Source organism: Ruegeria sp. CDSB114, from assembly GCF_059611025.1.
Genome location: NZ_JBXWOT010000007.1, coordinates 36,432 through 61,291, shown reverse-complemented (window position 1 = coordinate 61,291; position 24,860 = coordinate 36,432). Strand labels below are relative to the sequence as shown.

Below are 24,860 nucleotides of genomic sequence, written 5' to 3'. Positions count from 1 at the left end.
GGCTCCACCGGGAATTTCGACGGGCCGCGCGCCCGTTTTTTTGTGCCCGACTGACAGGGTAGAGTAGCTGATGACAAACGAACTGATAGCCAAAGCTGCCATCGATCGGAGACTGGCCGAGATCATCACCCCAGTGATCGAAGATCTGGGGTATGAGCTGGTCCGTATCCGCCTGATGAGCGGCAAGCAGACCACCTTGCAGATCATGGCCGACAAGCCCGATGGTGGCATCGAAGTGGATGATTGCGCCGAGATATCGAACGCAGTCAGTGCCACGTTGGATGTCGAAGATCCGATCCTTGACGCCTATGCGCTGGAAGTGTCCAGCCCCGGCATCGACCGGCCTCTGACACGTCTCAAGGATTTTGAGATGTTCGAGGGCTATGAGGCAAAGATTGAAACCGCCGAACTGATCGACGGCCGTCGCCGCTTCAAAGGTGAGCTGGCCGGGACCGAAGGTGATGAGGTTTTGATCAATATCTCCGAGGGAGATGAGACGATCACCATCGGCTTGCAGTTTGACTGGCTAAGCGATGCCAAGCTGGTCCTGACCGATGATCTGATCAAAGAGATGCTGCGCCAGCGCAAGGACGCCGGTGCCCTGAACGAAAACGCTTTCGACGAGATTGAGACCGAAGGGTCCGAAGAGGAGACGAACTGATGGCAATCACCTCAGCCAACCAGCTGGAGCTGCTGCAGACCGCCGAGGCCGTGGCCCGCGAAAAGATGATCGACCCCGGTCTGGTTGTCGAAGCGATGGAAGAATCGCTCGCCCGTGCCGCCAAAAGCCGCTACGGCGCCGAGATGGATATCCGCGTCAGCATCGACCGCAAGACCGGCAAGGCGACCTTTACCCGTGTCCGCACCGTGGTTGAAGATGAGGAGCTTGAGAACTATCAGGCCGAGATGACCGTCGAGCAGGCCAAGCAATACATGGAAGCGCCGGAAGTCGGTAGCGTCTATGTCGAAGAAGTGCCTCCGGTCGAAATGGGCCGGATCGCGGCGCAATCCGCCAAGCAGGTGATTCTGCAGAAGGTCCGCGAAGCCGAGCGCGATCGCCAGTACGAAGACTTCAAGGATCGCGCAGGTACCATCATCAACGGTGCGGTCAAGCGCGAAGAGTTCGGCAATGTCATCGTCGATCTGGGCGGTGCCGAGGCTGTTCTGCGCCGCAACGACAAGATTGGCCGCGAAAGCTATCGCCCCAATGACCGTGTGCGCGCCTATATCAAGGAAGTTCGCCGCGAGGTTCGTGGCCACCAGATCTTCCTGTCGCGCACCGCGCCTGAATTCATGGCTGAACTGTTCAAGATGGAAGTGCCGGAAATCTATGATGGCATCATCGAGGTCAAAGCTGTTGCTCGTGATCCCGGATCGCGCGCCAAGATCGCTGTCATTTCCTATGACGGCTCGATCGACCCTGTCGGTGCCTGCGTTGGTATGCGCGGCAGCCGTGTGCAGGCCGTCGTGAATGAGCTGCAGGGCGAAAAGATCGACATCATTCCATGGAACGAAGATCAGCCCACTTTCCTGGTGAACGCGCTGCAGCCTGCCGAGGTGTCCAAGGTTGTTCTGGATGAAGAAGCGGGCAAGATCGAAGTTGTGGTTCCTGAAGAACAGCTGAGCCTTGCCATTGGCCGTCGCGGTCAGAATGTGCGTTTGGCCAGCCAGCTGACCAATCTGGACATTGATATCATGACCGAGGCCGAAGAATCGGCGCGCCGTCAGAAAGAATTCGAAGCCCGCACCAGCCTGTTCATGGAAAGCCTGGATCTGGACGAGTTCTTTGCGCAGCTGCTGGTCTCGGAAGGGTTTACCAACTTGGAAGAAGTCGCTTATGTCGAGCTCGACGAGCTGTTGGTCATTGACGGCGTCGACGATGGCACCGCGCAGGAACTGCAGACCCGTGCGCGTGAACACCTGGAAGCACAGGCCAAAGCGGCGCTGGATGCAGCGCGTGAGCTGGGTGTCGAGGACAGCCTTATTGAATTCGAAGGTCTGACACCCCAGATGGTAGAAGCGCTGGCCAAGGACGACGTGAAAACGTTGGAAGATTTTGCCACCTGCGCTGACTGGGAACTGGCTGGTGGTTGGACCACAGTTGATGGTGAGCGTATCAAGGATGACGGCGTTCTGGAGCCTTTTGGCATAACGCTGGAAGAGGCGCAGGATCTGGTCATGACCGCACGCATCATGTTGGGCTGGGTTGATCCTGCCGAACTGGAGCAGGCTGAAGAAGACGGCGTAGCGGCCGACGAGGAAGCCGAGGCCTGATCGCAGGCTTCGGGTGGCGCACATGGGTCGCGGTGGCGTCCATAAGGATCGGTCTGACGGACCCGAACGCAAGTGCATTGCCACTGGCGAGGTTCAGCCTAGATATGGGCTGATCCGCTTTGTGGTCGGGCCAGACGGTCAGGTCTTTCCTGATGTCGCGGCAAAACTGCCGGGGCGCGGTGTTTATGTCTCGGCCGACCGCAGCGCGTTGGACAAAGCCATCGGCAAGAAATTGTTCGCGCGGGGGTTCAAGGCGCAGGTCACTGTGTCAAAGGATCTGGCCGATGAGGTTGAAAAGCAGATTGCGCGGCGCGTGATCGAGCTTTTGAGCCTTGCACGCAAGTCCGGTGATGCGGTTGCTGGCTATGAAAAGGTCAAGGCAATGCTGGACCGGGAAGAGGCCCAGATATTGCTTCAGGCGTCCGATGGATCGGGGCGCGGCAAGTCGAAACTCAGCACGCCGCACTTTGGGAAATACATCGGCTGGTTGACCGCAGACGAACTTGGGGCGGCATTTGGGCGCCAAACCGTGATTCATGCGGCCTTGGCCTCTGGCGGACTCGCCAAACGTGTTGTAGAGGAAGCGCAGCGCCTGCATGGCTTGCGCGAAACGGATGACGGCGGCAAGGGCCGCGCGGAAGGGTAAGAAGCTTTATGAGCGATAGTGACGGCAAAAAGACATTGGGTCTTCGTGGCGGGGCGCGCCCCGGAAATGTGAAACAAAGTTTCAGCCACGGACGCACCAAGAATGTCGTGGTGGAAACCAAACGCAAGCGCGTGGTGGTCCCCAAGCCGGGTGCGGCCAAAACCGGTGGTGGAGCTACGCCATCAGGTGATCCGTCGCGTCGTCCTGCCGGGATTTCCGACGTGGAAATGGCGCGCCGGATGAAGGCGCTGCAGGCTGCCAAGGCGCGTGAGGTCGAAGAGGCCGCCGAGCGTCAGGCCGCTGAAAAAGCGCGCGAGGAAGAGCGTGCCCGTCGCCGTGCGGAACTAGAGGCCAAAGAGCGCGAACAGCGCGAGGCCGAAGAACGCGCGCGCGCCAAGGCCGAAGAGGAAGAACGCAAGCGCAAAGAGGCTGAAGATGCCGCTAAGCGTGTCGCGGCGACCCCGACTCCTGAAGAGCCAAAAGCCGCCCGCAGCCCGGCCAGCAAGCCTGCGCCCGCAGCAACGCCACGCAAGCAGGATCGCGAGCGTGAACAGCGCGGCACGCGCACCAAGGGCCGTGACGATAACCGCCGTTCAGGCAAGCTGACTCTGGGTCAGGCGACCGGTGGTGAAGGCAACCGCCAGCGTTCGATGGCAGCCATGAAGCGTAAGCAAGAGCGCGCGCGTCAGAAAGCCATGGGCGGCGCGGTCGAGCGGGAAAAGGTTATCCGTGACGTACAGCTGCCCGAGGCGATTGTCGTGTCCGAGCTGGCCAACCGTATGGCCGAGCGTGTAGCGGACGTTGTCAAATCGCTGATGAACATGGGCATGATGGTCACGCAGAACCAGACCATTGACGCTGATACTGCGGAACTGATCATCGAAGAATTTGGCCACAAGGTCACGCGCGTCTCGGCCTCTGACGTCGAGGACGTCATCAAAGAGATCGAAGACAGCGAAGGCGATCTGCAGTCGCGTCCGCCGGTCATTACCATCATGGGTCACGTTGACCACGGTAAGACCTCGTTGCTGGACGCGATCCGCGACGCTCGCGTTGTGGCGGGTGAGGCCGGGGGTATTACCCAGCATATTGGCGCTTATCAGGTGAAAACCGATGGCGGCACAACGCTGTCTTTCCTGGATACGCCGGGCCACGCGGCCTTTACCTCGATGCGTTCGCGCGGGGCACAGGTCACGGATATCGTGGTTCTGGTTGTTGCTGCGGATGACGCGGTGATGCCGCAGACGATCGAGGCGATCAACCACGCCAAAGCGGCGGGTGTCCCGATGATCGTTGCGATCAACAAGGTCGACAAGCCGGATGCGAACCCGGACAAGGTTCGCACCGATCTGCTGCAGCACGAAGTCATCGTTGAGAAAATGTCGGGTGAGGTTCAGGACGTCGAAGTGTCCGCCATCACCGGTCAGGGTCTGGACGAGCTGCTGGAAGCCATCGCGTTGCAATCCGAAATCCTCGAGCTGAAAGCAAACCCGAATCGCGCCGCCCAGGGGGCCGTGATCGAGGCGCAGCTGGATGTGGGCCGTGGACCTGTTGCTACCGTTCTGGTTCAAACCGGTACATTGCGTCAGGGCGATATCTTTGTTGTGGGTGAGCAATACGGTAAAGTCCGTGCACTGATCAACGACAAGGGCGAGCGCGTCAAAGAAGCTGGCCCCTCGGTTCCGGTCGAGGTTCTGGGTCTGAACGGCACGCCCGAGGCCGGAGACGTTCTGAACGTCACCGAGACCGAAGCGCAGGCGCGCGAAATCGCCGCCTACCGTGAGCAAGCCGCCAAGGACAAACGCGCCGCCGCCGGTGCCGCGACCACCCTTGAACAGCTTATGCAGAAGGCCAAGGAAGACGAAAACGTCACCGAGCTGCCAATCCTGATGAAAGCGGACGTGCAAGGTTCTGCCGAAGCCATCGTTCAGGCGATGGAAAAGATCGGCAATGACGAAGTACGTGTACGCGTGCTGCACTCGGGCGTTGGTGCAATCACCGAAACCGATGTCGGCCTGGCCGAAGCATCCGGCGCCCCGATCCTGGGCTTCAACGTGCGTGCCAATGCCTCGGCGCGGAACACGGCGAACCAAAAGGGCGTGGAAATCCGCTACTACTCGGTGATCTACGATCTGGTCGACGACGTGAAAGCTGCCGCTTCAGGCCTGCTGAGCGCCGAGATCCGCGAAAAGTTCATCGGTTATGCCGAGATCCGCGAAGTCTTCAAGGTCACCGGCGTTGGCAAAGTTGCTGGCTGTCTGGTCACCGAAGGCGTGGCGCGTCGTTCCGCAGGCGTCCGCCTGCTGCGCGACAACGTGGTGATCCACGAAGGCACGCTGAAAACGCTGAAGCGCTTCAAGGACGAAGTGGCCGAGGTTCAGTCGGGTCAGGAATGCGGTATGGCATTCGAGAACTATGACGATATCCGCGCCGGCGACGTCATCGAAATCTTCGAGCGCGAAGAGGTCACCCGGACACTGGATTGATCCGGACAGAACTGAAATTCGGAAAACAGCGGCTCTAACGGGCCGCTGTTTTTCTTTTGGAGAGCTGCCGTGAGCCTTTGACTTTATGCGCGAGTTTGTTTGAAGTTAATCATCAAGTCGCACCGGGTAGCCTTGGTTCAAGAGGCAAAGTAAATCTAGGTTGGTGGCGGCTATGCGGACTTAGCGGCCAATAGGGTTCACCGACGCAATGTCAGTAGCCAAGCATTCAGGCTCGCGACCCAGTGCTGTTTATATCTCTCTCTGCAAGTGAAGTACTTGTACGCCAAAAATAGGAAAGTGGACGTTCCGATTTGAACTATTGGAAAAGCAAGTAGTGTCCGCGATCGCTTATGCATGTTTCGCGAGATTGGTTTGACGTCAAAATCTGAGCTGGATGCAGCACAGATCGTTGACCAAGAGTCGCCCTCCCAGATCACGGTCAGTCATGAGACAAGAGTTGGCAAAGTGCGAGTTGCGATCAGACATAATCAACAGAACAGCTTGAGCTTGCGCGACTGGCACACCGATCCATCGGTTGCGAGTGTTTTGGGCATTCTGCATCGCACACAGGCAAGATGGAGGGCCTGTCAGGCATCCGCGATTATCAAATCGCTCGCCTTTTCCCCGATCATTATTGCCGGTGCGTTGGTGTTGCCACTGACGATTTCGGGCATGATTGAACAATCGGCCACGCGCAGATTTTCTAGTCCGTGAACCCTTAGTTTAGGATCGACAACAGATGCCTCAGAGCTTCCCATCGCACAGGTGCCGGTTGGGTGGTAGATTGAGGTCGAATTCGACCTGGCCCAATCCAGCGTAGCGTCATAGTCGTTGCAATTCAGATCTGCTGTTGGTCGAAACTCTTCCGAAATCTTCGAGGCCAAAGGGTTTTTCTTGGCAATTCGCCGCGCGATATTCACGCCATCGACGATGGTTCTGCAATCTGTTTCTGTGGACAAGTAGTTCGGTATGATCTTGACATGTTTGGACGGATCGGGGCCGTTCAAGCGCAACTCCCCCCTGCTTTCCGGGCGCAGCTGGCAGACCGACATTGTAAAGGCCGAGAACGGGTGTACGCCCTCGCCCGGGCTGTCAGCGGACCAGGGTTGGACATGAAACTGTATATCGGGTGTCTCTACATCCGGGCGCGTTTTCATAAAGCCGGTGGCAAGGCTGGCCGCCATTGTCATAGGCCCGGCACGGAACAGTGCATATTTCAGAGCGATGCGCGCCTGATTGAAGAGGCTGCGGACTTCATCATTCAGTGTTGGTTCATTGCACTTGAACACCAGGCGCGCCTGTAAATGATCCTGCAAGCCCTTACCAACGCCAGACAGGGCGTGAAGCGGTTCGATTCCGTTTTCTTTGAGGTGGTCCGGGTCTCCAATCCCCGACAACATCAGGATCTGGGGCGAATTGATCGCGCCACCAGACAGGATAATTTCGCGTCGAACCTTCAGAGTTTGCTCGACCCCTGACCTGTCCCGGTAAACCAGCCCGGTCGCCTTTTTCCCGTCCAAAACCAAGCGCGTCACAAATGCGTTGGTGATGATGTTCAGATTCTGACGACTTCGAATGGGTTTGAGATAAGCCACAGCCGCGCTGCAGCGACGACCGTTGCGGGTGGTCAGTTGGAAATACCCCACGCCCTCTTGTTCAGCACCGTTGTAGTCGGGGTTGAACGGGTAGCCTGCGGCCTGTGCCGCGGCAACCCAGGCGTCGCAGATGGGGCGTTGAATGCGCATGTTCGAAACAGACAAAGGCCCGCCAATGCCGTGAAACTCATCTTCACCGCGTTCTTGATCTTCGCAGCGTTTAAACAGGGGCAAGACATCGTCCCACCCCCATCCCTCATTGCCCATTTGCCGCCAGCGATCGTAGTCTTCTTTCTGGCCGCGGACATAAAGCAGCCCGTTCAGCGAGGATGAGCCGCCCAGCACCTTGCCTCGTGGCCAGTCTATGGATCGTCCATTAAGCCCCGGATCGGGTTCAGTGCGATAGCACCAGTCAACCGACGGGTTGTGCATTGTTTTGAAATATCCGACCGGAATGTGAATCCACGGGTTGGTGTCGCGACCGCCAGCCTCCAGCAATGCGACGGTCGTATTGGGATCAGCACTCAAACGGTTGGCAATGACACAGCCCGAAGATCCTGCTCCGACTACCGCATAATCGACTTCCATAACTGTCTCCTCCCGACGCGACTGAAAAAAACTCTATGCAAGATGCGAGAAATATACTAGCCTTTTTTGATACAAAACGTCTCATTAATTGCGATCAGGGAGGTAGGCAATGGAGATCGGTAAGAAACTAAGTGGCATTTCCCGGCGAGATTTTTTTCGTGTGGCCGGGCGCTATGGCATGAGTTCGACACTGCTGGCGGCAGGTGGGTTCGGTGGCGCGATGAGCCTGGCGAATCTGGCGCAGGCAGCCGAATCAACCTATGAAAAGCGCTTCTCGAAAGAGCCAAAGCACACGCTTAAATTCGGCGCATCGGGCTTTAACACCCGCAATCTGCTGATCGAACGCGCCGGCGCGATCGAGTTTGCACGCGATCTGGAAGAGCGCACGGACGGTGAAATTCGGATCGAGTTCATTGGCGACAACCAGATCTGCGGGCAGCTGAGCTGCGTTGAAAAAACTCAGCAGGGCATTGTTGATATTTACGCGGCCTCGACCCAGAACTCGGCTGGAGGCGCGCCGTATCTCAACGTGCTGGACTATGCTTACATGTTCCCCAGCCGGGCAGCGCAGTATCACTTCTTCTACAGCCCGGCGAGCCAGCGCATTCTGCGTGATCCGCTTGAGAAACGGCACGGCCTGAAGTTCCTGTTTACCCACTGTGAATTGCGCGGCCTGCAAATGGGTTCGACCTTTGCCGACAAGCCGACCGTCACCAAACTGGAAGAGCTGTTCGGCACAAAGAACCGTGTGACGGGTACACAGCTGGGACGCATTGCGATGCAGCTGTTGAACCTGAATCCGGTACCGGTTGCATGGGAAGAAACTCTGGATGCGTTGAAGACTGGTCTGATCGACGGGGCTGAAACGTGGGCATCGGCCGTCGCATATGCCAACATGGCTCCAGTGGTGTCGCAGTCAGTCAACCTGAAATTCTTCTGCGGCACTGAACATACCTCAATGTCAGCCAAAGTGTTCGACAGTCTGGGCGGGGAGCTTCAGGATGCTGTGATGGAGTCTTCCTACTTTACGCAGGCTTTGATTCAAGGTGCCAATGAAGCGGCTTTGCTGAACACCGTCGGTTTCTCGGAACCGCAGCTGCCTGATACTATCTTCGCCGAAAATGGAGTACGTCCGGCATTCCTGCCAGATGATCAGATCAAACTGGCCGAAGAGATGTGCGCCCCGAACTACAACCCCGAACCTTGGGCGCAGTGGCGTGAGCGTTTGAACAAATGGGCCGGTGGCATCGATACCTATCAGGAAATCTACGACATCGCGCGTGAGATTCCGGCAGACACCCTGCCGGAAAACGTAGAACCGCGCCGTTGGTGGAAAGGCGAAGCCTGATACAAAAGACGAACCGGCCCCAAGCGGGCCGGTTCTAATACACACCGACTGGGAGGACGGGGTACATGTCGTTTTGGGCAGACACAGGCGCGATCTTCAGTGCCTTTCTCAGCCAGGATTCGTTCGAGATTCAATCAGCGCTGGAATCGGACGCCGCATGGGTGTTGGGCGCGGTTGTTTCAGCCATGGGCGGATTCGTGATCATGCTGATCTATCGGACAGTGCCGTTTATCGAACGCCATCTGGAGCGGTCGGTGATGGTATATTCTTACCTCGCCATTGCGTTGATCATTTTCTGGGGCGTGATCGACCGATTCGTGTTCAACGATCAAGAACCGTGGTCCACCACTATCCCTCCCTTGTTGTTTATGGTGATGGCGTGGTTCGGGGCCACGTACAATGTTCGCCTGCGGACGCATCTGAGTTTCAATGAGTTCCGCACCGCAATGCCCCGAGGCGGGCAGTTGGCCTGTTTGATCCTTGATGCGGTGCTGTGGTTCATCTTTGCGGTGATCGTCATCGTGACGACAACGCGACTGGTTGCGTTATCGGCCTCGAATTTTCAGATCGTTCTCGGCACGGACAATATCATGCAGTGGTGGTTTTTGCTGGCCGCGCCTATTTCGTTCTTTTTGATGATCGGGCGTGTGTTTCAGAACCTCGCCGACGATCTGCAAAACTGGAAAACAGGTGAGCCGCTGATCAAGCAGGCCGTGATCGGAGCAGACTGATGACAGACGGAACTTTGGTTACACTGATCTCACTTGGGGTTACCTTTCTGTTTATGCTGGGCGTGCCGGTGTTTTTGGTCATCGGCTATTGGGTGATCGGCTGCTCATTCGTCCTTGGCTTGACGCTGGACAATATGGGGGCCGAACTGTTGAACGTGTTCAACAAAGGCTTTGCCCTGCTCGCGATGCCGCTCTTTATCCTGACCGGAGACCTGATCAACAAATCTGGTATTGCCCGAAGGCTCAGCGATTTCGCCTATGCCTGTCTGGGCTGGATACGTGGTGGGTTGGCGATGGCATCGCTTGGTGCCTGCGGGTTATTCGCGGCGATTTCGGGATCAAACTCGGCGACGACAGCCACAATTGGTTCGATGCTGCACCCCGAGATGGTCAAAGGTGGCTATGACGAACGGTTCAGCGCGGCGACCGCTGCGGCAGGGGGTACTGTAGGGATCATAATCCCGCCGTCCATTATCTTCATCGTCTATGGCTTCTTGATGAACCTTCCTATTTCCGAGTTGTTCGTGGCGGGCATTCTTCCGGGCGCGCTCATGGTCTTTGGTATGCAATTCGCGTGCTGGATCATTTGCCGCATGAACGGGTGGGGCCATCTGATCCCTTTGCAGCTCAACCGGATACTGAAAACGGCATTTGGCGCCTGGCTTGGATTTTTCGCCATTGGGCTGGTGCTGTGGGGCATCTACACAGGCAAGTTTTCCCCGACAGAAGCCGCGGGCGTGACAGTTGGCTTCTGTGTGATCGCTGGTTTGGTCAGCTATCCGATCAACCGGATTATGGGGGCCAGAAACGACATATCGCCAACCGAGAAGAGTTACGCCGAAATGTTCGTGGTCGAAGGCTTTACGATCCCCGAGATCCCCTCGATCGTCATCCGCTCGGCCCAGATCACCGGCATCCTTGCGCCGCTGATCGCGATATCAGTTGTGATGCAACAGATCTTGTCATTGCTCGGCGCGCAACAAACCATTGGAGATTTTGTAACCTCGATGGGTGGGTACTATGCGGTTCTGTTCACGTCGATGGTGATTGTCTTCTTCTCGGGTATGGTTCTGGAAAGCCTACCTGTAACCATAATTCTCGCCCCAATTCTTGCGCCAATCGCGGCCTCGGTTGGGATTGATCCAATCCATTTCTCGGTGATCTTCCTTGTGGGGGCGTCCATTGGATTCATCACACCACCTTATGGGTTGAACCTCTATGTGGCTTCAGGAGTAACAGGAGTACCCTATTTCCGGTTGCTTCGGTATACGGTACCCTATCTGGTGGCGCTTCTTTCGGTTTGGATTTTAGTGTCGCTTGTGCCCGATCTGGCCTTGATACTGCTGCCAAATAACTAGACTGTTGCAGGATGGCCGAGACGGAAACACAAGAAAAAGAAACTCAAATACCGACCAACCTCCGCCTCCTGCTGATCCTCGAGGAGGTGGCGCGGCGTGGCGTTTCCGTAAAACCATCGGATCTGATTGAGGCATTAGGTCTGGCCAAGCCAACAATTCACCGTCTGCTGCAAACCGCAGAAGCCGAAGGGTTTCTGCAGCGGGATCTCGATGGCAGATCGTATGGCCCGGGACACCGGCTGCGACTGCTATCGGTCAACACCATGTCTTCCGAGCATTTGCGCACCGCGCGACTGGCGATCTTGCGCAGTGTGGCTGAAACTGTTGGCGAGACATGTAATCTCGCCATTCCAGACCGCGAGGGCATGATCTATCTCGACCGGGTGGAAACGAAGTGGCCCCTGCGAATTCAACTGCCGGTCGGGACACAGGTGCCCTTCCATTGCACGGCCAGCGGCAAGATGTACCTGTCCACACTACGGCAAAGAAAGCTGGATGGGTTTCTTTCGGCAGGACATCTACAACCACAAACCGAACGCTCGCTGACCGATCCCAAGGCATTGCGATCGGAGATTCGACGTATCTCTGAGAATAGTTATTCCACCGATGACGAGGAATTCATGACCGGAATGACTGCCCTAGCAGTACCCGTTCAGGATGGACAAGGCCGATTGGTAGGCACGCTTTCGGTTCACGCGCCGACACAACGTCATGACGTCAACAGTCTGATGTCGTTTCTGGGCATACTTCAGAAGGGAGCGAAGCAGCTTTCGGCTCTTTTGAGCGAGTGACTAATGCTTCAGATGACAGTCAAAGCGTGATTTTTTTCACCAGCTGCGAATTCGATCATCGACCGGTTTGGAGAATTCTGCACCAGAACGGATGAGAGCGCGATAAAAGTTCCGTGTACTCCGTTCGTTCAACTTTGCAGAGTCGACATTAGCGCACCGCTGCCATTCCTAGCTAGTACAGCATCTGTCACTCTGGGCGCAAATCGGACACTTGCGTGTACCGCCACAAATGCAGGGATATGGCGACTTGCTCAGTGCATGACGCAAAGGTCAGAATATTCTTTCGCCCAACACCTATGATTACCGAGGAGCCGGCAGGAACGTGCTTGCGTGCATGATGATGTCGAAATGCTGCATCCCTTTCTGCAGATCAAAACTGACAGAATGCCCGCCTTTACGCAGCAATTCCGCATAGTCCCGGCTTTGACGAATGAATTCGGGTGTGTCGCGCTCGGCGACGGTTAAATGGTAACGCGGACCGGGGGCGGGCAGGTGCAGAATGGGTGAGAGATCGTGTATTTCGACCGGGGTCAGTTGCAGCGGGTCATTCACCGGCGTCAGGCTGATCGGTTCAAGATCATAGACGCCGCTGATCAGAATCACCTCTCGTACCCGCAAGCCGGCGCGGGCTAGCGCATCGGCTGAAGTCGCCATCATCATGGCTGCCAGATGTGCCCCGGCGCTGTGCCCCGACAAGGTGATCTGCGCCGGATCGAACCCAAGGGCCGTCGCCTGTGATCCCAGCCAAAGCAGGGCATCGCGGCACTCTTTGATCATCTGATCCAGTCGGGCCTCAGGTGCGAGCTTATAGTTCAGCGTTGCAAAGGCTTGCCCGTTTTCCACCAGTGTAGGGGCCATCATCGCCGACTCACGCTGACTGAGCGCCTGCCAGTAACCTCCGTGAATAAAGACATGCAGCGGAGCGTTGGCCGTCGACGCAGGAAAGAAGTCGAGCACCTGTTCAGATGTTTCGCCGAAGGGCAGGTTTTCCCGGCATTCCATCCGGGCGCGGTTCTGCGCACTCAGCGCGGCGTAGCTTTCAAGATAGGGTGTCAGATCGCCGCCAACCATCGAACTGGGAGAATACTCCTGCTCCAGCTCTGTCTGAGTGAAACCACGATACAGCATCGCCTACTCCTGCCCGCTATACATCAATTCGGTGCGCACATCGTAGAGATCGTGAAAGAACCGCAAGTCCAGCGCTTTGCGCAGGAACGACACACCGCTGGACCCGCCTGTACCTGGCTGGTTGCCAATAACTCTCTCGACCGCTGTGACATGGTCAAACCGCCAGCGCTGGAACAGAGATTCAACGTCCATCAGCTTTTCGGCCAGCGCATAGAGGTCCCAATACTGATCGGTATTGTGAAACACCTGAGTCCAGATTTTCACCACGCGCGGGTCGCCGGAATATGGTTGTGCAAAGTCACGGTTCAGCAGGTCATCAGGCACGTCAAACCCTTGCCGGGCCAGCATGTGCAGCACTTCGTCGTAAAGCGAAGGCTTGGTCAGTGCGGCATCCAATAATTCCATGACTTCGGGATCATGCTGGTGAACCTTCAGGGTCGAGGCATCCTTGTTGCCCAGAATGAATTCAATCTGACGATAGCCATAGCTTTGAAATCCCGAGGAGTTGCCAAGTGCTTGCCGAAAGGTCATGTAATCGGCGGGGGTCATGGTCAGAAGCGTTTCCCACGCGGAAATCAACTGCCGCTGGATTGCTTTGACCCGGTCGAGATTCTTCATTGCCGGGCCAAATTCGTCCTCTTGCAGAAAGCGGCGCACTTCGACCAGCTGGTGATGCATCAGCTTCAGCCACAGCTCGCTGACCTGATGGATGATGATGAACAGCATCTCATCTGGTTGCGCGGGATCCTGAAACGTCTTTTGCAGATTCAGTAGGGTTTTGAGCTGCAGGAAGTCGCCATAGCTCTTGCGGTGGGTTTCGGCGAAATCCGTGACCAGAGTGTCCTCGATCCCGCGTTCAAGATACCGGTTGTCCTTGTCGCTCATCTGCGCCTCCAAACACCTGAGTTCCCTCCTGTTTAGGGGGTGAAGCCGTTTAACGCCAGAGGGTTAGGTCCAATCCAGAACAACCTTGCCGGATCGACCTGATTTCATCTCGCCAAAGCCCTTGGCGAATTCATCAACCTTGAAACGGTGCGTGATCACTCGGCTGACATCCAAGCCGTTTTGTAACATGGCAATCATCTTATACCAGGTCTCGAACATCTCGCGCCCATAGACACCTTTGATGGTGATGGCCTTGAATACGATGCGGGACCAGTCCACGGGGGATTTTCCAGGTGGGATGCCCAGCAGAGCGATCTTGCCGCCCATCACCAGTGCCTCGACCATCTGGTCCAGTGCAATTTGTGAACCTGACATCTCAAGCCCGACGTCAAAACCTTGCTGCATGCCCAGTTCGGCGATCACGTCCTGCAAATCTTCCTTGGTCACATCGACAGGGCGCAATGTTGGCACAACATGCGCAGCCAGCGTCAAGCGGTCCGGATTGATATCGGTGATCACCACATGCCGCGCGCCTGCATGGCGGGCCACGGCGGCGGCCATGATGCCGATGGGGCCTGCACCGGTGATCAGCACATCCTCACCCAGCAGATCAAAGCTGAGTGCAGTGTGCACAGCATTCCCCAACGGGTCGAGAATGGCTCCGATTTCGTCGGGAACGTCATCGGGCAGGGGTACCACGTTGAAGGCAGGTAGTTTCAGGTATTGCGCAAAGGCACCCTGTTCGTTGACGCCGATTCCGCGCGTGCCGGGATCCAGATGGAACTTGCCAGCGCGGCTTTGGCGGCTGTCGGTTGTGATCAGGTGCCCCTCGCCGGAGCAGCGCTGGCCGATCTCAAGCCCGGTCACGTTGCGCCCGATCTCAACGATTTCACCGGCAAATTCATGGCCGGTGATCATCGGGGTGGGCACCGTGGCGGCGGCCCAGTCGTCCCAGTTCCAGATGTGGATATCGGTGCCGCAGATGCCGGTCTTGTTGATGCGGATCAGCACTTCATCAGGGCCGATCTCGGGCACCGGGGCCTGCACCATCCACAGCCCCTCCTCGGGCTTGGATTTTTCCAGCGCTTTCATCGTATTGGGTCGCATCAGATAATCCCCAGCTCTTTGCCGACCTTGCCAAAGGCGGCCAGCGCACGGTCCAGCTCATCCTTTGTCAGCGTCGCATTCATCTGCGTTCTGATCCGTGCCTTACCGCGCGGGACGACGGGGAAGAAAAAACCCGAAACATAAACGCCTTCGTCAAACAGCTTTGCGGCCATGTCCTGCGCCAGTTGTGCTTCGCCCAGCATTACCGGGATGATCGGGTGTTCGCCCGGTAGAAGGTCAAAACCCAACTTTTCCAATCCCGCGCGCCAATACTTGGCGTTGCCGAACAGTTGCGCGCGCAGCATGTCGCCCTCTTCGACCAGACGGATGGCTTCGATCCCGGCAGCAACGATTGAAGGCGGCAGCGAATTTGAGAACAGATAGGGCCGCGCCCGCTGCCGCAGCAGGTCGATCACTGGCTGCGGCCCGGCGATATAACCGCCGATTGCCCCCCCAAGTGCCTTGCCCAAGGTTCCCGTCAGAATATCCACAGCGACACCGAAATGATCCGGTGTACCGGCCCTGTTCGGACCCATGAATCCGGTGGCATGGCAGTCATCGACCATGACAATGGCGTCATATTTGTCCGCCAGTTCGCGGATTTTCGGCAAGTTAGCCAGATAGCCATCCATCGAAAACACACCGTCTGTCGCGATCATGATGTGACGCGCGCCGTCCTCGCGTGCCTGCTTCAGCCAGGCCTCCAGATCGTTCATGTCGTTGTTCAGATAACGATAACGTTTGGCCTTGCACAACCGTACCCCGTCGATGATTGAGGCATGGTTCAGACTGTCCGAGATGATGGCGTCTTCAGGCCCTAACAAAGGCTCAAACAGCCCTCCATTGGCATCAAAACAGGCGGCAAACAGGATCGCATCGTCCTTATTCAGGAATTGTGCCAGCTTCTGTTCCAGCTCACGGTGAATGTCCTGTGTGCCACAAATAAACCGGACCGAGGCCATGCCGAACCCTTTGGGCTCCATCGCATCTTTGGCGGCGGCGATCAGTGCCGGATGATCGGCCAGACCCAGATAATTGTTGGCGCACAGATTGATGACCTGCCTGTCGCCCACAGTAATCTCGCCGCCCTGGGGCGAGGTGATCATTCGTTCACGCTTGTACAGACCCTCCGCTTCGATCTGCACGAGGGTGTCGGTGACATGGGACAGGAATGCATCTGACATGGCGATCTCCGTTCAACTGAGTCGCATGTCTAACATAACGGATGAAATTCCCAAATAGGGGAATTACAGTATGAAGGAAAAATTTCCGTAAAGGCGGAAATGCGCCGATGTCAGGCGTTTTTGACGATCAGGAACACCCTTGCTGGCTTCTTGGCTGTAATTGAGTGCAGAACGTCCGCCGCGTATCGCGCGGTGTCGCCCTGGTTCAGCTCGCTGACGGCACTGCCCGAGGTGACGCGCACCGCACCTTCAAGTACAGTCAACTGTTCATGAGCGCCGCGTGCGTGTGGTTGGCTGTTCAGCGCGCCATCACTGTCAAAGCGGATATCGTAGACCTCGTGGCCACCGGCCTCTTCGGGCGGGGAGAGGATACGGATGCGGCAATTCTGGCCCATATTGTCGATGCTGGGCACTTCGTCGCTGCGCAGGGTTTCGATCTGATCGGCGTTATTGGCCTCTTCCAGCAGGCCAGCGAAATCCACCTGCAGGGCACGGGTCAGGTTCCACAGGGTCGAGATCGTCGGGCTGCTTTCGCCGCGTTCAATCTGGCTGACCATGGATCGGGACACGCCGCTGAGATTGGCCACAGCTTCCAGCGACAGGCCTTTAGCGCGGCGGGCCTCTTTCAGGCGGGCGGGCAGGCGCGTCAGGATATCGTCTGAATTTTCCGTCATGACGGAATCTCATGCGCGTTTGGTGGCCTCATGTCAATTCCGCTTGTGACGGTACGTCCTATGGGACAGTTCCAATGGCTGGATGCATAGTGCCCGCAAATCCACGAGGAGAAGAGACATGAAAGATATCGTCATTCTTGATGGTGCGCGCACCGCGATTGGCACATTTGGTGGCGCCTTGGCTTCAACTGCGCCGATTGATCTGGCGACCGTTGTGGCTGAAGCGGCGATGGAGCGATCTGGAGTTGCGCCCGAGCAAATCGGCAATGTGGTGTTTGGTCATGTCATTAATACCGAACCACGCGACATGTACCTGTCACGCGCCGCGGCCAAGCAGGCCGGTATCCCCGTTGAAACGCCCGCTATGAACGTAAACCGTCTGTGCGGGTCCGGTGCGCAGGCGATTGTGTCGGCGGTACAGTCCCTGATGCTGGGCGACGCTGAATTCGCTGTAGCTGGTGGCGCCGAAAGCATGTCGCGGAGTCCGTATATCGTGCCACAGGCGCGCTGGGGAGCGAAGATGGGCGATGTCACCTCGATGGATATGATGCTGGGCGCGTTGAACTGCCCGTTTGGCACTGGCCACATGGGCATTACGGCGGAAAACGTTGCTGATGAGCACCAGATCACCCGTGAGCAGATGGATGAATTCGCGATGGCCAGCCAAACCCGTGCGGCGGCTGCGCTGGAGGCGGGGTATTTCCAAAGCCAGATCACGCCGGTTCAGGTCAAGGTCAAGCGCGACATGGTCGATTTCATGGTCGACGAGCATCCCAAACAGACATCCGCCGAGGCGCTGGCCGGGCTGCGTCCTGCCTTCCGCAAGGATGGCCGGGTGACGGCAGGCAACGCCTCGGGCATCAACGATGGTGCGGCGGCGATGGTACTGGCCACGGCGGAGGCGGCCGAGAAGGCGGGTCTGAAGCCGAAAGCGCGGATTTTGGGATATGGCCACGCGGGCGTACGCCCCGAGGTGATGGGCATTGGTCCGGTTCCTGCGGTGCAGAACCTGATGGCACGGACTGGCCTGACGCTGGATGATTTCGATGTGATCGAAAGCAACGAAGCCTTTGCCGCGCAAGCATTGGCCGTGAACAAAGAGCTGGGCTTGGATGCCGCCAAGGTAAACCCGAATGGCGGGGCGATTGCGCTGGGCCATCCGGTGGGTGCAACCGGTGCGATTATAACGCTGAAAGCCCTGTATGAGCTGGAGCGCACGGGCGGGTCCAAGGGTTTGGTCACCATGTGCATCGGTGGCGGTCAGGGCATTGCCATCGCCTTTGAGCTGCTCTGAAACCGAACCAAGCAGGGGGGCTGTCTGCCCCCCATCGCACCTATGGCGCAATTCCCCCCGAAGGTATTTTTGGCCAGATGAAGCGGGCGGGATTGGGTTTAGCTGAAGCTTGTCAGCAATAGGACGAGGGCCGCGCCGGTAGCGGCACCAATGGTGGCGGGCAAGGCAACGGACCATAGGCGCGACCGGGTCGGCTCATCCTTTTGGGTTTGGGAAATCAATGCGTTTTCTACCAGTGCTGGAAGCCGCGGACCAAACCGGGCCAGAACCATTGCTGTTTTGCCAAGATCGCGAAGTGCGGCGCGGGGGCCGATGGATTGTTTGATGTAGTCTTCGACCACGGGCCGGGCGACTTCCCAGATGTTCATTTGCGGGTCGAGTGAGCGCGCGACGCCTTCGACCACAACCATTGTACGCTGAAGCAGGATCAGCTCGGTACGGGTTTCCATGCCGAAGCGTTCAGTGACTTCGAACAGATAGCTGAGCAACCGGCCCATTGAGATATGGGTGGCGTTCATACCAAAGATCGGCTCTCCAACCGCGCGCAGGGCACGGGCGAATTCATCGACGTTCTGATTGGCAGGGACATATCCGGCCTCGAAATGCACCTCGGCCACGCGCTTGTAGTCGCGGCGGATAAAGCCAAAGAGAATCTCGGCATAGACCCGGCGGGTGTATTCGTCGATATGGCCCATGATGCCATAGTCATAGGCAATGATATCGCTATTTGCCGCGACCTTCAGGTTACCCTGGTGCATGTCAGCGTGGAAATAGCCGTCGCGCAGAGCGTGGAGAAGGAACAGGCGCAGCACGCGTTCGGCCAGATCGCGGCGGTCATGACCGGCTGAATCCAGTGCGCCATTGTCGCCCAGCGGGATGCCATCTGCCCAGCTGAGTGTCATTACCCGACGCGCCGACAGGGACCAGACCACGGGGGGCAACCAGAATCCGGCATCGTCCTTGGTGTTAGCGGCATATTCCGAGGCAGCCGAGCTTTCCAGACGCAAGTCCAGCTCGCCACGCACGACGCCGTCGAAATGTTCGATCACTTCCATCGGGCGCAGGCGGCGCGCGCCGGGGGCGAAGAGTTGCACGATTCGGGCAGCAAAATAGAACGCATCAACATCCTTGCGGAAGGCACGTTCGATCCCCGGCCGCAAAACCTTGACGGCGACATCCTCGCCTGTGCTGACCAACTTGGCCTTATGGACCTGGGCGATTGAGGCGGCCGCAATCGGTTCGCTGAACTCATCGAATATCTCGACGACGGGTTGACCAAGCTCTTTCTCGACCTCGGCCATGGCCTCGGCCTTGGAGAACGGGGGTAGTTTGTCCTGCAGCACGCGTAGCTGTTCGGCCAGTTCGTCTCCAACCACGTCGGGCCGCGTGGACAGAACCTGACCGAATTTTATATAAGCAGGTCCCAGGGCGGTGAGGGCACGGGTGGCTGGGGGCATCGACGGATCGCCTTTGTAACCCAGCCATTGAAAGGGTTTGCCCAGGGTGTGGGCCAGAACTCGCAGGGCACGTGGTGCTTCGAACGCGTCCAGAACGACATTCATGGCACCTGTCCGTTCCAGAGTCGCGCCGGTCCGGATCAAGCGGATGATATTGTGAGGGCCGCGCATCAGATTTTCCAGCCGGAATGCAGCGCGGCAATGCCCATGGTCAGGTTACGGTATTTCGCGTTGTCGAACCCGGCGGTGCGGACCATGTTCAGGAAAGTATCCTGATCCGGGAAATTACGGATCGATTCGACCAGATACTGATAGCTGTCATAATCATTGGCGATCAGTTTCCCCATGCGCGGGATGACATTGAAACTATAGAGGTCATAGAGTTTCTGCAGCCCGTCATTGGGCAACTGGCTGAACTCCAAAACCATCAGGCGGCCGCCGGGTTTCAATACGCGGTAGGCCTCGTTCAATGCCTCTTGCGGGCGAGTCACGTTTCGGATGCCGAAGGAGATCGTGTAGACGTCAAAGGTGTTATCCTCGAACGGCAGGGCCATCGCATCGCCCACCACCCAATTCAGACTGTCCGACATCTGATCCGCCTCGGCCCGCTGTCGGCCTTCGATCAGCATCGGCTCGGTCAGGTCCAGAACGGTGGCATGGCCACGGCCTGCGCGTTTCAGGAACCGGAACGAGATATCGCCGGTGCCGCCCGCAACGTCCAGCAGGCGCTGACCGGGGCGTGGGGCCAGCCAGTCCATCATTGCGTCTTTCCAGATCCGGTGAATGCCCATCGACATGACATCGTTCATCACATCGTATTTTGAGGCGACCGAGTTGAACACGCCCTGCACGCGCCCGGCCTTGTCGGCCTCGCGCACGGTTTCGAACCCGAAATGAGTGGTCTTGTCGCTGTTGTCGGACATTTGCCTTGCCGTTTGTCGAATTTCGCCTCTGTTATAGGGCCATAAGAACCGGGCACAATGCGGCCCTTTGGAATAGGAGCCAGGAAATGCCCGAATTGCCCGAGGTCGAGACAGTAAGACGCGGCCTGTCCCCGGCGATGGAAGGTATCGTGATCGAACAGGCGGATGTAAATCGCCCCGATTTGCGCTGGCCGTTTCCTGACCGGATGGCCGAACGGCTGACCGGCCAGCGGGTCGATCGGTTGCGGCGGCGGTCCAAGTACATTCTAGCTGATCTTAGCAGTGGCGAAACGTTACTGATTCATCTGGGCATGTCCGGGCGAATGACGGTCTCGGGTGATCCGCTGGGTCAATTTGCGCATACCCATCCCATGCCCGAGAAACATGACCATGTGGTGTTTCACATGGCCAATGGTGCCCGGATCACCTTCAATGACCCACGTCGGTTTGGTGCGATGGACCTGCTACCTACGGCAACCGCCGAGCATAATAAGCTGTTATCGGTCCTGGGACCGGAGCCTTTGGGCAATGATTTTCATGAACAGCATCTGATCGAAGCGTTCAAAGGCAAGAACACACCGGTCAAATCAGCGCTGTTGGATCAGGGAATCGTTGCAGGACTGGGCAATATCTACGTCTGCGAAGCGCTGTATCGGGGTCGAGTGTCGCCACGTCGCAAAGCGGGACAGATTTCTTCAACCCGCGTTGCCGGGTTGGTTCCGATCATTCGTCAAGTGCTGCAGGAGGCGATCGAGGCAGGTGGATCGTCGCTGCGGGATTTCCGGCAAGCCGATGGAGAACTTGGATATTTTCAGCACAGCTTTGATGTCTACGGGCGCGAGGGTGCGCCCTGTCGGACAGGGGGGTGCGGGGCAGAAATCAAGAGAATCACCCAGTCCGGTCGCTCATCCTTCTATTGTGTGCAATGCCAAAGATAGCTTGATCCAAGTTTTTCGCGTGGTAAGGAATCGTACCTGAACGGAACAACCGGAAGCTTTAACTCATGGCTTTTGAGACGATCATCGTCGAAATCGAAGACCACGTCGCCCTCATCAAACTCAACCGCCCCGATGCGATGAATGCGCTGAACACTCAGTTGCTGGGTGAATTGTGCACCGCGTTGGAAGAGGCGGATGGAAACGACAAGGTACGCTGCGTCGTCATCACCGGCTCGGACAAGGCCTTTGCCGCAGGTGCGGACATCAAGGAAATGTCCGAGATGAGCTTTGTTGACGTCTTCACTGTCAACCTGTTTGCCGAGGCCAACGATCGTATCTCGGCCATCCGCAAACCTATCATTGCAGCAGTTGCGGGTTATGCGCTGGGCGGTGGCTGTGAATTGGCGATGCTGTGCGATTTCATCATTGCCGCCGATACTGCCAAGTTTGGCCAGCCTGAAATCAATCTGGGCGTTATTGCAGGGCTGGGCGGCAGCCAACGTCTGACCCGGTTCGTCGGCAAGTCAAAATCGATGGACATGAATCTGACCGGTCGCTTCATGGACGCGGAAGAGGCTGAACGTTCTGGTCTTGTCAGCCGGATTGTACCGGCCAAGAAGTTGATCGAAGAAGCCATTGGCGTGGCCCAGAAAATTGCCGAGAAATCGCAACTGTCGACCATGGCGGCAAAAGAGGCGGTCAACCGCAGCTATGAAGTGCCGTTGAGCGAAGGTATGTTGTTCGAGCGCCGGGTGTTCCATTCGATGTTCGCCACCGAGGACCAGAAAGAAGGCATGGCAGCCTTTCTGGAAAAACGCTCGGCTCAGTTCCGGGACAAGTAAACCGGCCACGAAATATGTATCGAACAGGCGGGCTGAGCCCGCCTTTTTCTTGCCCGCGGCTCAGCAGTGAAGAATCGGCTTGGCAAAGCCTCAAAACTTGTCTATGCACCGCCGCTATACATGCGCGTGCGGCCCGCTTGGCCCGACTCACACTCGTGATTTCTGATCCGGTGCGGATATCCGCGGCGCGCATTCTACATAACCGTACCGAACAAAGGTCAGAGACACATGGCAAATTCGCCCCAGGCAAAAAAACGCGCTCGTCAGAACGAAAAGCGTTTCGCCGTAAACAAAGCACGCCGTTCGCGCATCCGCACCTATCTGCGCAAAGTAGAAGAAGCAATCGCATCCGGTGACAAGGACGCAGCAACTGCTGCTCTGCGCGCAGCTCAGCCCGAACTGATGCGCGGCGTCACAAAGGGCGTCTTCCACAAGAACACAGCCTCCCGCAAAATGTCCCGTCTGTCGGCCCGCGTTAAATCGCTGGGCTGAGTCTTTATGTGACCTAGGGTCACGTAAGCATGGCTGAACTATTCCGAAGGGCGTCGCATATCGCGGCGCCCTTTTGCTGTTGCCAGAATACCGCGTCTTCACGTTGCCGAGAGATTCTTTCGCACAAAGACCCGAGTCAATATCAGAGTTTCGTTGCCGCAGACGTCGGCCTCTTGTTACCACTGATACAGCGATTCACTCGCTTGGGGGGACAGGCTGTTCCTACGATTGTACTGACGGGCATCAGAGCGGTCGAGGAACGAATGTTGGCATCCGGATAAACCGGTTTGCTGATCTGCTGAGGGTCTTGGGGTAACCGAGGATCCGAGCCCTGTCTAAAGATAAGATTGCGAAGCGCAGGCCGCTTTTCGGGATATTCAGGTGCTGGATGTCACGAGTTTGGATTGTGCTGACTTTCAGGGACAAACCCGCCAAACTTCTGCGGTTTGGCGCAGGGTATCCTTTTGCGAGTGACATCGTGATCCGGGCGACCGGGGCTTAGTAATAAGGCCGACAGGCCAATAAAGAATGGGATGCGTGAGGCGCTTAATGACACAAGAGAAATGGGGACTACTGCGTAACAAACTGCTCAAGGCGATCGGAAAGAACAACTATACCACCTGGATCGAGCCTCTTGAATTCCAAGAGCTGCAGGACGGTGTAGCGGTGTTCTCGGTTCCGACGAACTTTATGGGCAATTATGTGAGCCAGAATTTTGCGGATCTTATCCTGTATGAGATGAACACCGCCGGAGAATCTGTACAGCGCCTTGCGTTCCGAGTGGCAGCGAACTCTCCGGTACGTCCTTCGAACGACGTGGCAACTGCGCCTGCCCGCGTCCAGGAAGCGCAAACGCAGACTTTATCCGCGACCGCAAATGATGCGTTGGAATCCCTGCAGGCGGCGCCGTTGGATTCTCGTTTCACGTTTGACAGCTTTGTTGTCGGCAAGCCCAACGAGCTGGCCCATGCCGCCGCGCGTCGTGTGTCCGAAGGTGGCCCCGTGACTTTTAACCCGCTGGTTCTGTATGGCGGTGTCGGCCTGGGTAAAACCCACCTGATGCATGCCATCGCCTGGGAACTAAAGACCAAACATCCCGAATTGAATGTTCTGTACCTATCGGCGGAACAATTCATGTACCGCTTTGTGCAGGCGCTGCGGGAACGCCGGATGATGGACTTCAAACACCTGTTCCGTTCGGTCGATGTGTTGATGGTTGATGACGTCCAGTTTATCGCTGGAAAGGATTCGACTCAGGAAGAGTTCTTTCACACCTTCAACGCGCTGGTAGACCAGAACAAACAGATCATCATCTCGGCCGACCGCGCCCCGGGCGAGATCAAGGACCTGGAGGACCGTGTGAAATCACGCCTGCAATGTGGTCTGGTCGTCGATCTGCATCCCACCGATTACGAACTGCGTCTGGGCATCCTGCAAACCAAGGTTCAGCAATACAGCCGCACCTATCCTGACGTGACTATCGTAGATGGGGTACTGGAATTCTTGGCCCATCGCATCTCGACCAATGTGCGTGTTTTGGAAGGGGCCTTGACCCGGCTGTTTGCCTTTGCCTCGCTTGTCGGGCGAGAGATCGACATGGAGCTGACGCAGGATTGCCTGGCGGACGTGCTGCGCGCGTCAGAACGCAAGATTACCGTCGAAGAGATTCAGCGCAAAGTGTCAGAATATTACAATATCCGCCTTAGCGACATTATAGGCCCCAAGCGTTTGCGCTCCTATGCGCGCCCGCGTCAGGTGGCGATGTATCTGTGCAAACAGCTGACCAGCCGCTCTTTGCCCGAGATTGGCCGTCGGTTTGGCGGACGCGATCACACCACGGTCATGCATGGCGTCAAACGCATCGAAGAACTGAAGACAACCGATGGCCAAATCGCCGAAGACGTGGAAATGCTGCGTCGCGCGCTGGAAGCCTGAGTATCTTCTAGGCATTAAACAGGCGCCCCGGATCTTGATGGCCGGGGCGTTTTTTTGTGCGCAATAGTCCACGGTTGGCTATGAACTGTGACCGCAGGGTCACGCGCCTCTTGACCCTGCGGGCAAACCGACTCAGAAATCCATAAAAAATCCTTGTGCCTCGGGGCGGAGGCGCTAACGTGCC

General features: G+C 57.1%; 21 protein-coding genes. 13 read left to right on the top strand and 8 right to left on the bottom strand.

All coding sequences use genetic code 11. From position 1 onward, the window contains the following. The first annotated feature begins 70 nt into the window (after window positions 1-70). From rimP to infB, 4 genes are read left to right on the top strand one after another with little or no spacing between them, the layout of a single operon-like run. Window positions 71-661: a ribosome maturation factor RimP gene (gene rimP / locus AC2FIP_RS15210; RefSeq protein WP_496697395.1), complete on the top strand. Its 591-nt coding sequence runs from the start codon at window positions 71-73 to the stop codon at window positions 659-661. Beyond that, entirely contained in the window at window positions 661-2,274 is a 1,614-nt protein-coding gene (gene nusA, locus AC2FIP_RS15205) for a transcription termination factor NusA (protein WP_271950779.1), read from the top strand. The genes rimP and nusA overlap by 1 nt, the downstream gene beginning before the upstream one ends. A gap of 22 nt (window positions 2,275-2,296) precedes the next feature. Continuing rightward, a complete protein-coding gene (locus AC2FIP_RS15200; RefSeq protein ID WP_142638257.1) occupies window positions 2,297-2,920 on the top strand; it encodes an RNA-binding protein in 624 nt (207 codons plus the stop codon). 8 nt (window positions 2,921-2,928) lie between these two features. Then, window positions 2,929-5,406 (top strand): translation initiation factor IF-2, encoded by a 2,478-nt coding sequence (infB, locus tag AC2FIP_RS15195; protein ID WP_496692727.1) that lies wholly within the window; start codon window positions 2,929-2,931, stop codon window positions 5,404-5,406. Between the two features lie 587 nt (window positions 5,407-5,993). Here the strand turns inward: infB and AC2FIP_RS15190 are convergent. After that, window positions 5,994-7,589, bottom strand: coding sequence for a GMC family oxidoreductase (locus AC2FIP_RS15190; RefSeq protein WP_496697453.1), 1,596 nt, complete (start codon window positions 7,587-7,589; stop codon window positions 5,994-5,996). Between the two features lie 109 nt (window positions 7,590-7,698). On the opposite strand from AC2FIP_RS15190, the gene AC2FIP_RS15185 reads away from it, so the two are divergent. The 4 genes from AC2FIP_RS15185 to AC2FIP_RS15170 all read left to right on the top strand — a co-directional run bounded on the left by AC2FIP_RS15185 (window position 7,699) and on the right by AC2FIP_RS15170 (window position 11,817). Then, a complete protein-coding gene (locus AC2FIP_RS15185) occupies window positions 7,699-8,937 on the top strand; it encodes a TRAP transporter substrate-binding protein (protein WP_142638251.1) in 1,239 nt (412 codons plus the stop codon). Between the two features lie 65 nt (window positions 8,938-9,002). Beyond that, window positions 9,003-9,668 (top strand): TRAP transporter small permease, encoded by a 666-nt coding sequence (locus AC2FIP_RS15180; protein WP_496692258.1) that lies wholly within the window; start codon window positions 9,003-9,005, stop codon window positions 9,666-9,668. Further along, window positions 9,668-11,026, top strand: a complete 1,359-nt coding sequence (locus AC2FIP_RS15175) for a TRAP transporter large permease (protein ID WP_496787075.1) — start codon at window positions 9,668-9,670, stop codon at window positions 11,024-11,026. The genes AC2FIP_RS15180 and AC2FIP_RS15175 overlap by 1 nt, the downstream gene beginning before the upstream one ends. 11 nt (window positions 11,027-11,037) lie before the next feature. Then, entirely contained in the window at window positions 11,038-11,817 is a 780-nt protein-coding gene (locus AC2FIP_RS15170) for an IclR family transcriptional regulator (protein ID WP_496678596.1), read from the top strand. Between the two features lie 300 nt (window positions 11,818-12,117). Here the strand turns inward: AC2FIP_RS15170 and AC2FIP_RS15165 are convergent, their stop codons facing one another. The 5 genes from AC2FIP_RS15165 to AC2FIP_RS15145 form a co-directional block, all read right to left on the bottom strand. After that, the gene (locus tag AC2FIP_RS15165; protein ID WP_496787073.1) at window positions 12,118-12,945 is read right to left on the bottom strand and encodes an alpha/beta hydrolase; all 828 of its coding nucleotides are present in this window, start codon (window positions 12,943-12,945) and stop codon (window positions 12,118-12,120) included. Between the two features lie 3 nt (window positions 12,946-12,948). Further along, window positions 12,949-13,830, bottom strand: coding sequence for a tryptophan 2,3-dioxygenase (locus AC2FIP_RS15160; RefSeq protein ID WP_496787072.1), 882 nt, complete (start codon window positions 13,828-13,830; stop codon window positions 12,949-12,951). Between the two features lie 63 nt (window positions 13,831-13,893). Continuing rightward, the gene (tdh, locus tag AC2FIP_RS15155; protein ID WP_142638456.1) at window positions 13,894-14,922 is read right to left on the bottom strand and encodes an L-threonine 3-dehydrogenase; all 1,029 of its coding nucleotides are present in this window, start codon (window positions 14,920-14,922) and stop codon (window positions 13,894-13,896) included. A 14-nt stretch (window positions 14,923-14,936) separates the two neighbouring features. Then, entirely contained in the window at window positions 14,937-16,121 is a 1,185-nt protein-coding gene (locus tag AC2FIP_RS15150; RefSeq protein ID WP_496787070.1) for a glycine C-acetyltransferase, read from the bottom strand. A 110-nt stretch (window positions 16,122-16,231) separates the two neighbouring features. Next, window positions 16,232-16,795, bottom strand: a complete 564-nt coding sequence (locus AC2FIP_RS15145) for a helix-turn-helix domain-containing protein (RefSeq protein WP_271950762.1) — start codon at window positions 16,793-16,795, stop codon at window positions 16,232-16,234. A 118-nt stretch (window positions 16,796-16,913) separates the two neighbouring features. Here AC2FIP_RS15145 and AC2FIP_RS15140 point away from each other — a divergent pair, with 118 nt between their 5' ends. After that, window positions 16,914-18,089, top strand: coding sequence for an acetyl-CoA C-acyltransferase family protein (locus tag AC2FIP_RS15140; RefSeq protein WP_496787069.1), 1,176 nt, complete (start codon window positions 16,914-16,916; stop codon window positions 18,087-18,089). Window positions 18,090-18,187: 98 nt separating this feature from the next. Here AC2FIP_RS15140 and ubiB read toward each other — a convergent pair whose 3' ends face one another. After that, the gene (gene ubiB, locus AC2FIP_RS15135) at window positions 18,188-19,717 is read right to left on the bottom strand and encodes a 2-polyprenylphenol 6-hydroxylase (RefSeq protein ID WP_496787067.1); all 1,530 of its coding nucleotides are present in this window, start codon (window positions 19,715-19,717) and stop codon (window positions 18,188-18,190) included. Beyond that, the gene (gene ubiE / locus AC2FIP_RS15130) at window positions 19,717-20,469 is read right to left on the bottom strand and encodes a bifunctional demethylmenaquinone methyltransferase/2-methoxy-6-polyprenyl-1,4-benzoquinol methylase UbiE (RefSeq protein WP_142638232.1); all 753 of its coding nucleotides are present in this window, start codon (window positions 20,467-20,469) and stop codon (window positions 19,717-19,719) included. Before ubiE ends, ubiB begins: the two co-directional genes overlap by 1 nt. An 86-nt stretch (window positions 20,470-20,555) precedes the next feature. Here ubiE and mutM point away from each other — a divergent pair, with 86 nt between their 5' ends. The 4 genes from mutM to dnaA all read left to right on the top strand — a co-directional run bounded on the left by mutM (window position 20,556) and on the right by dnaA (window position 24,676). Beyond that, window positions 20,556-21,407: a bifunctional DNA-formamidopyrimidine glycosylase/DNA-(apurinic or apyrimidinic site) lyase gene (gene mutM, locus AC2FIP_RS15125; protein ID WP_496689846.1), complete on the top strand. Its 852-nt coding sequence runs from the start codon at window positions 20,556-20,558 to the stop codon at window positions 21,405-21,407. 65 nt (window positions 21,408-21,472) lie between these two features. Continuing rightward, entirely contained in the window at window positions 21,473-22,249 is a 777-nt protein-coding gene (acuK, locus tag AC2FIP_RS15120; protein WP_142638228.1) for an acryloyl-CoA hydratase, read from the top strand. A gap of 228 nt (window positions 22,250-22,477) precedes the next feature. Then, the gene (rpsT, locus tag AC2FIP_RS15115; protein ID WP_281973595.1) at window positions 22,478-22,741 is read left to right on the top strand and encodes a 30S ribosomal protein S20; all 264 of its coding nucleotides are present in this window, start codon (window positions 22,478-22,480) and stop codon (window positions 22,739-22,741) included. A gap of 549 nt (window positions 22,742-23,290) precedes the next feature. Then, a complete protein-coding gene (gene dnaA / locus AC2FIP_RS15110; protein WP_142638224.1) occupies window positions 23,291-24,676 on the top strand; it encodes a chromosomal replication initiator protein DnaA in 1,386 nt (461 codons plus the stop codon). Window positions 24,677-24,860: the final 184 nt, after the last annotated feature.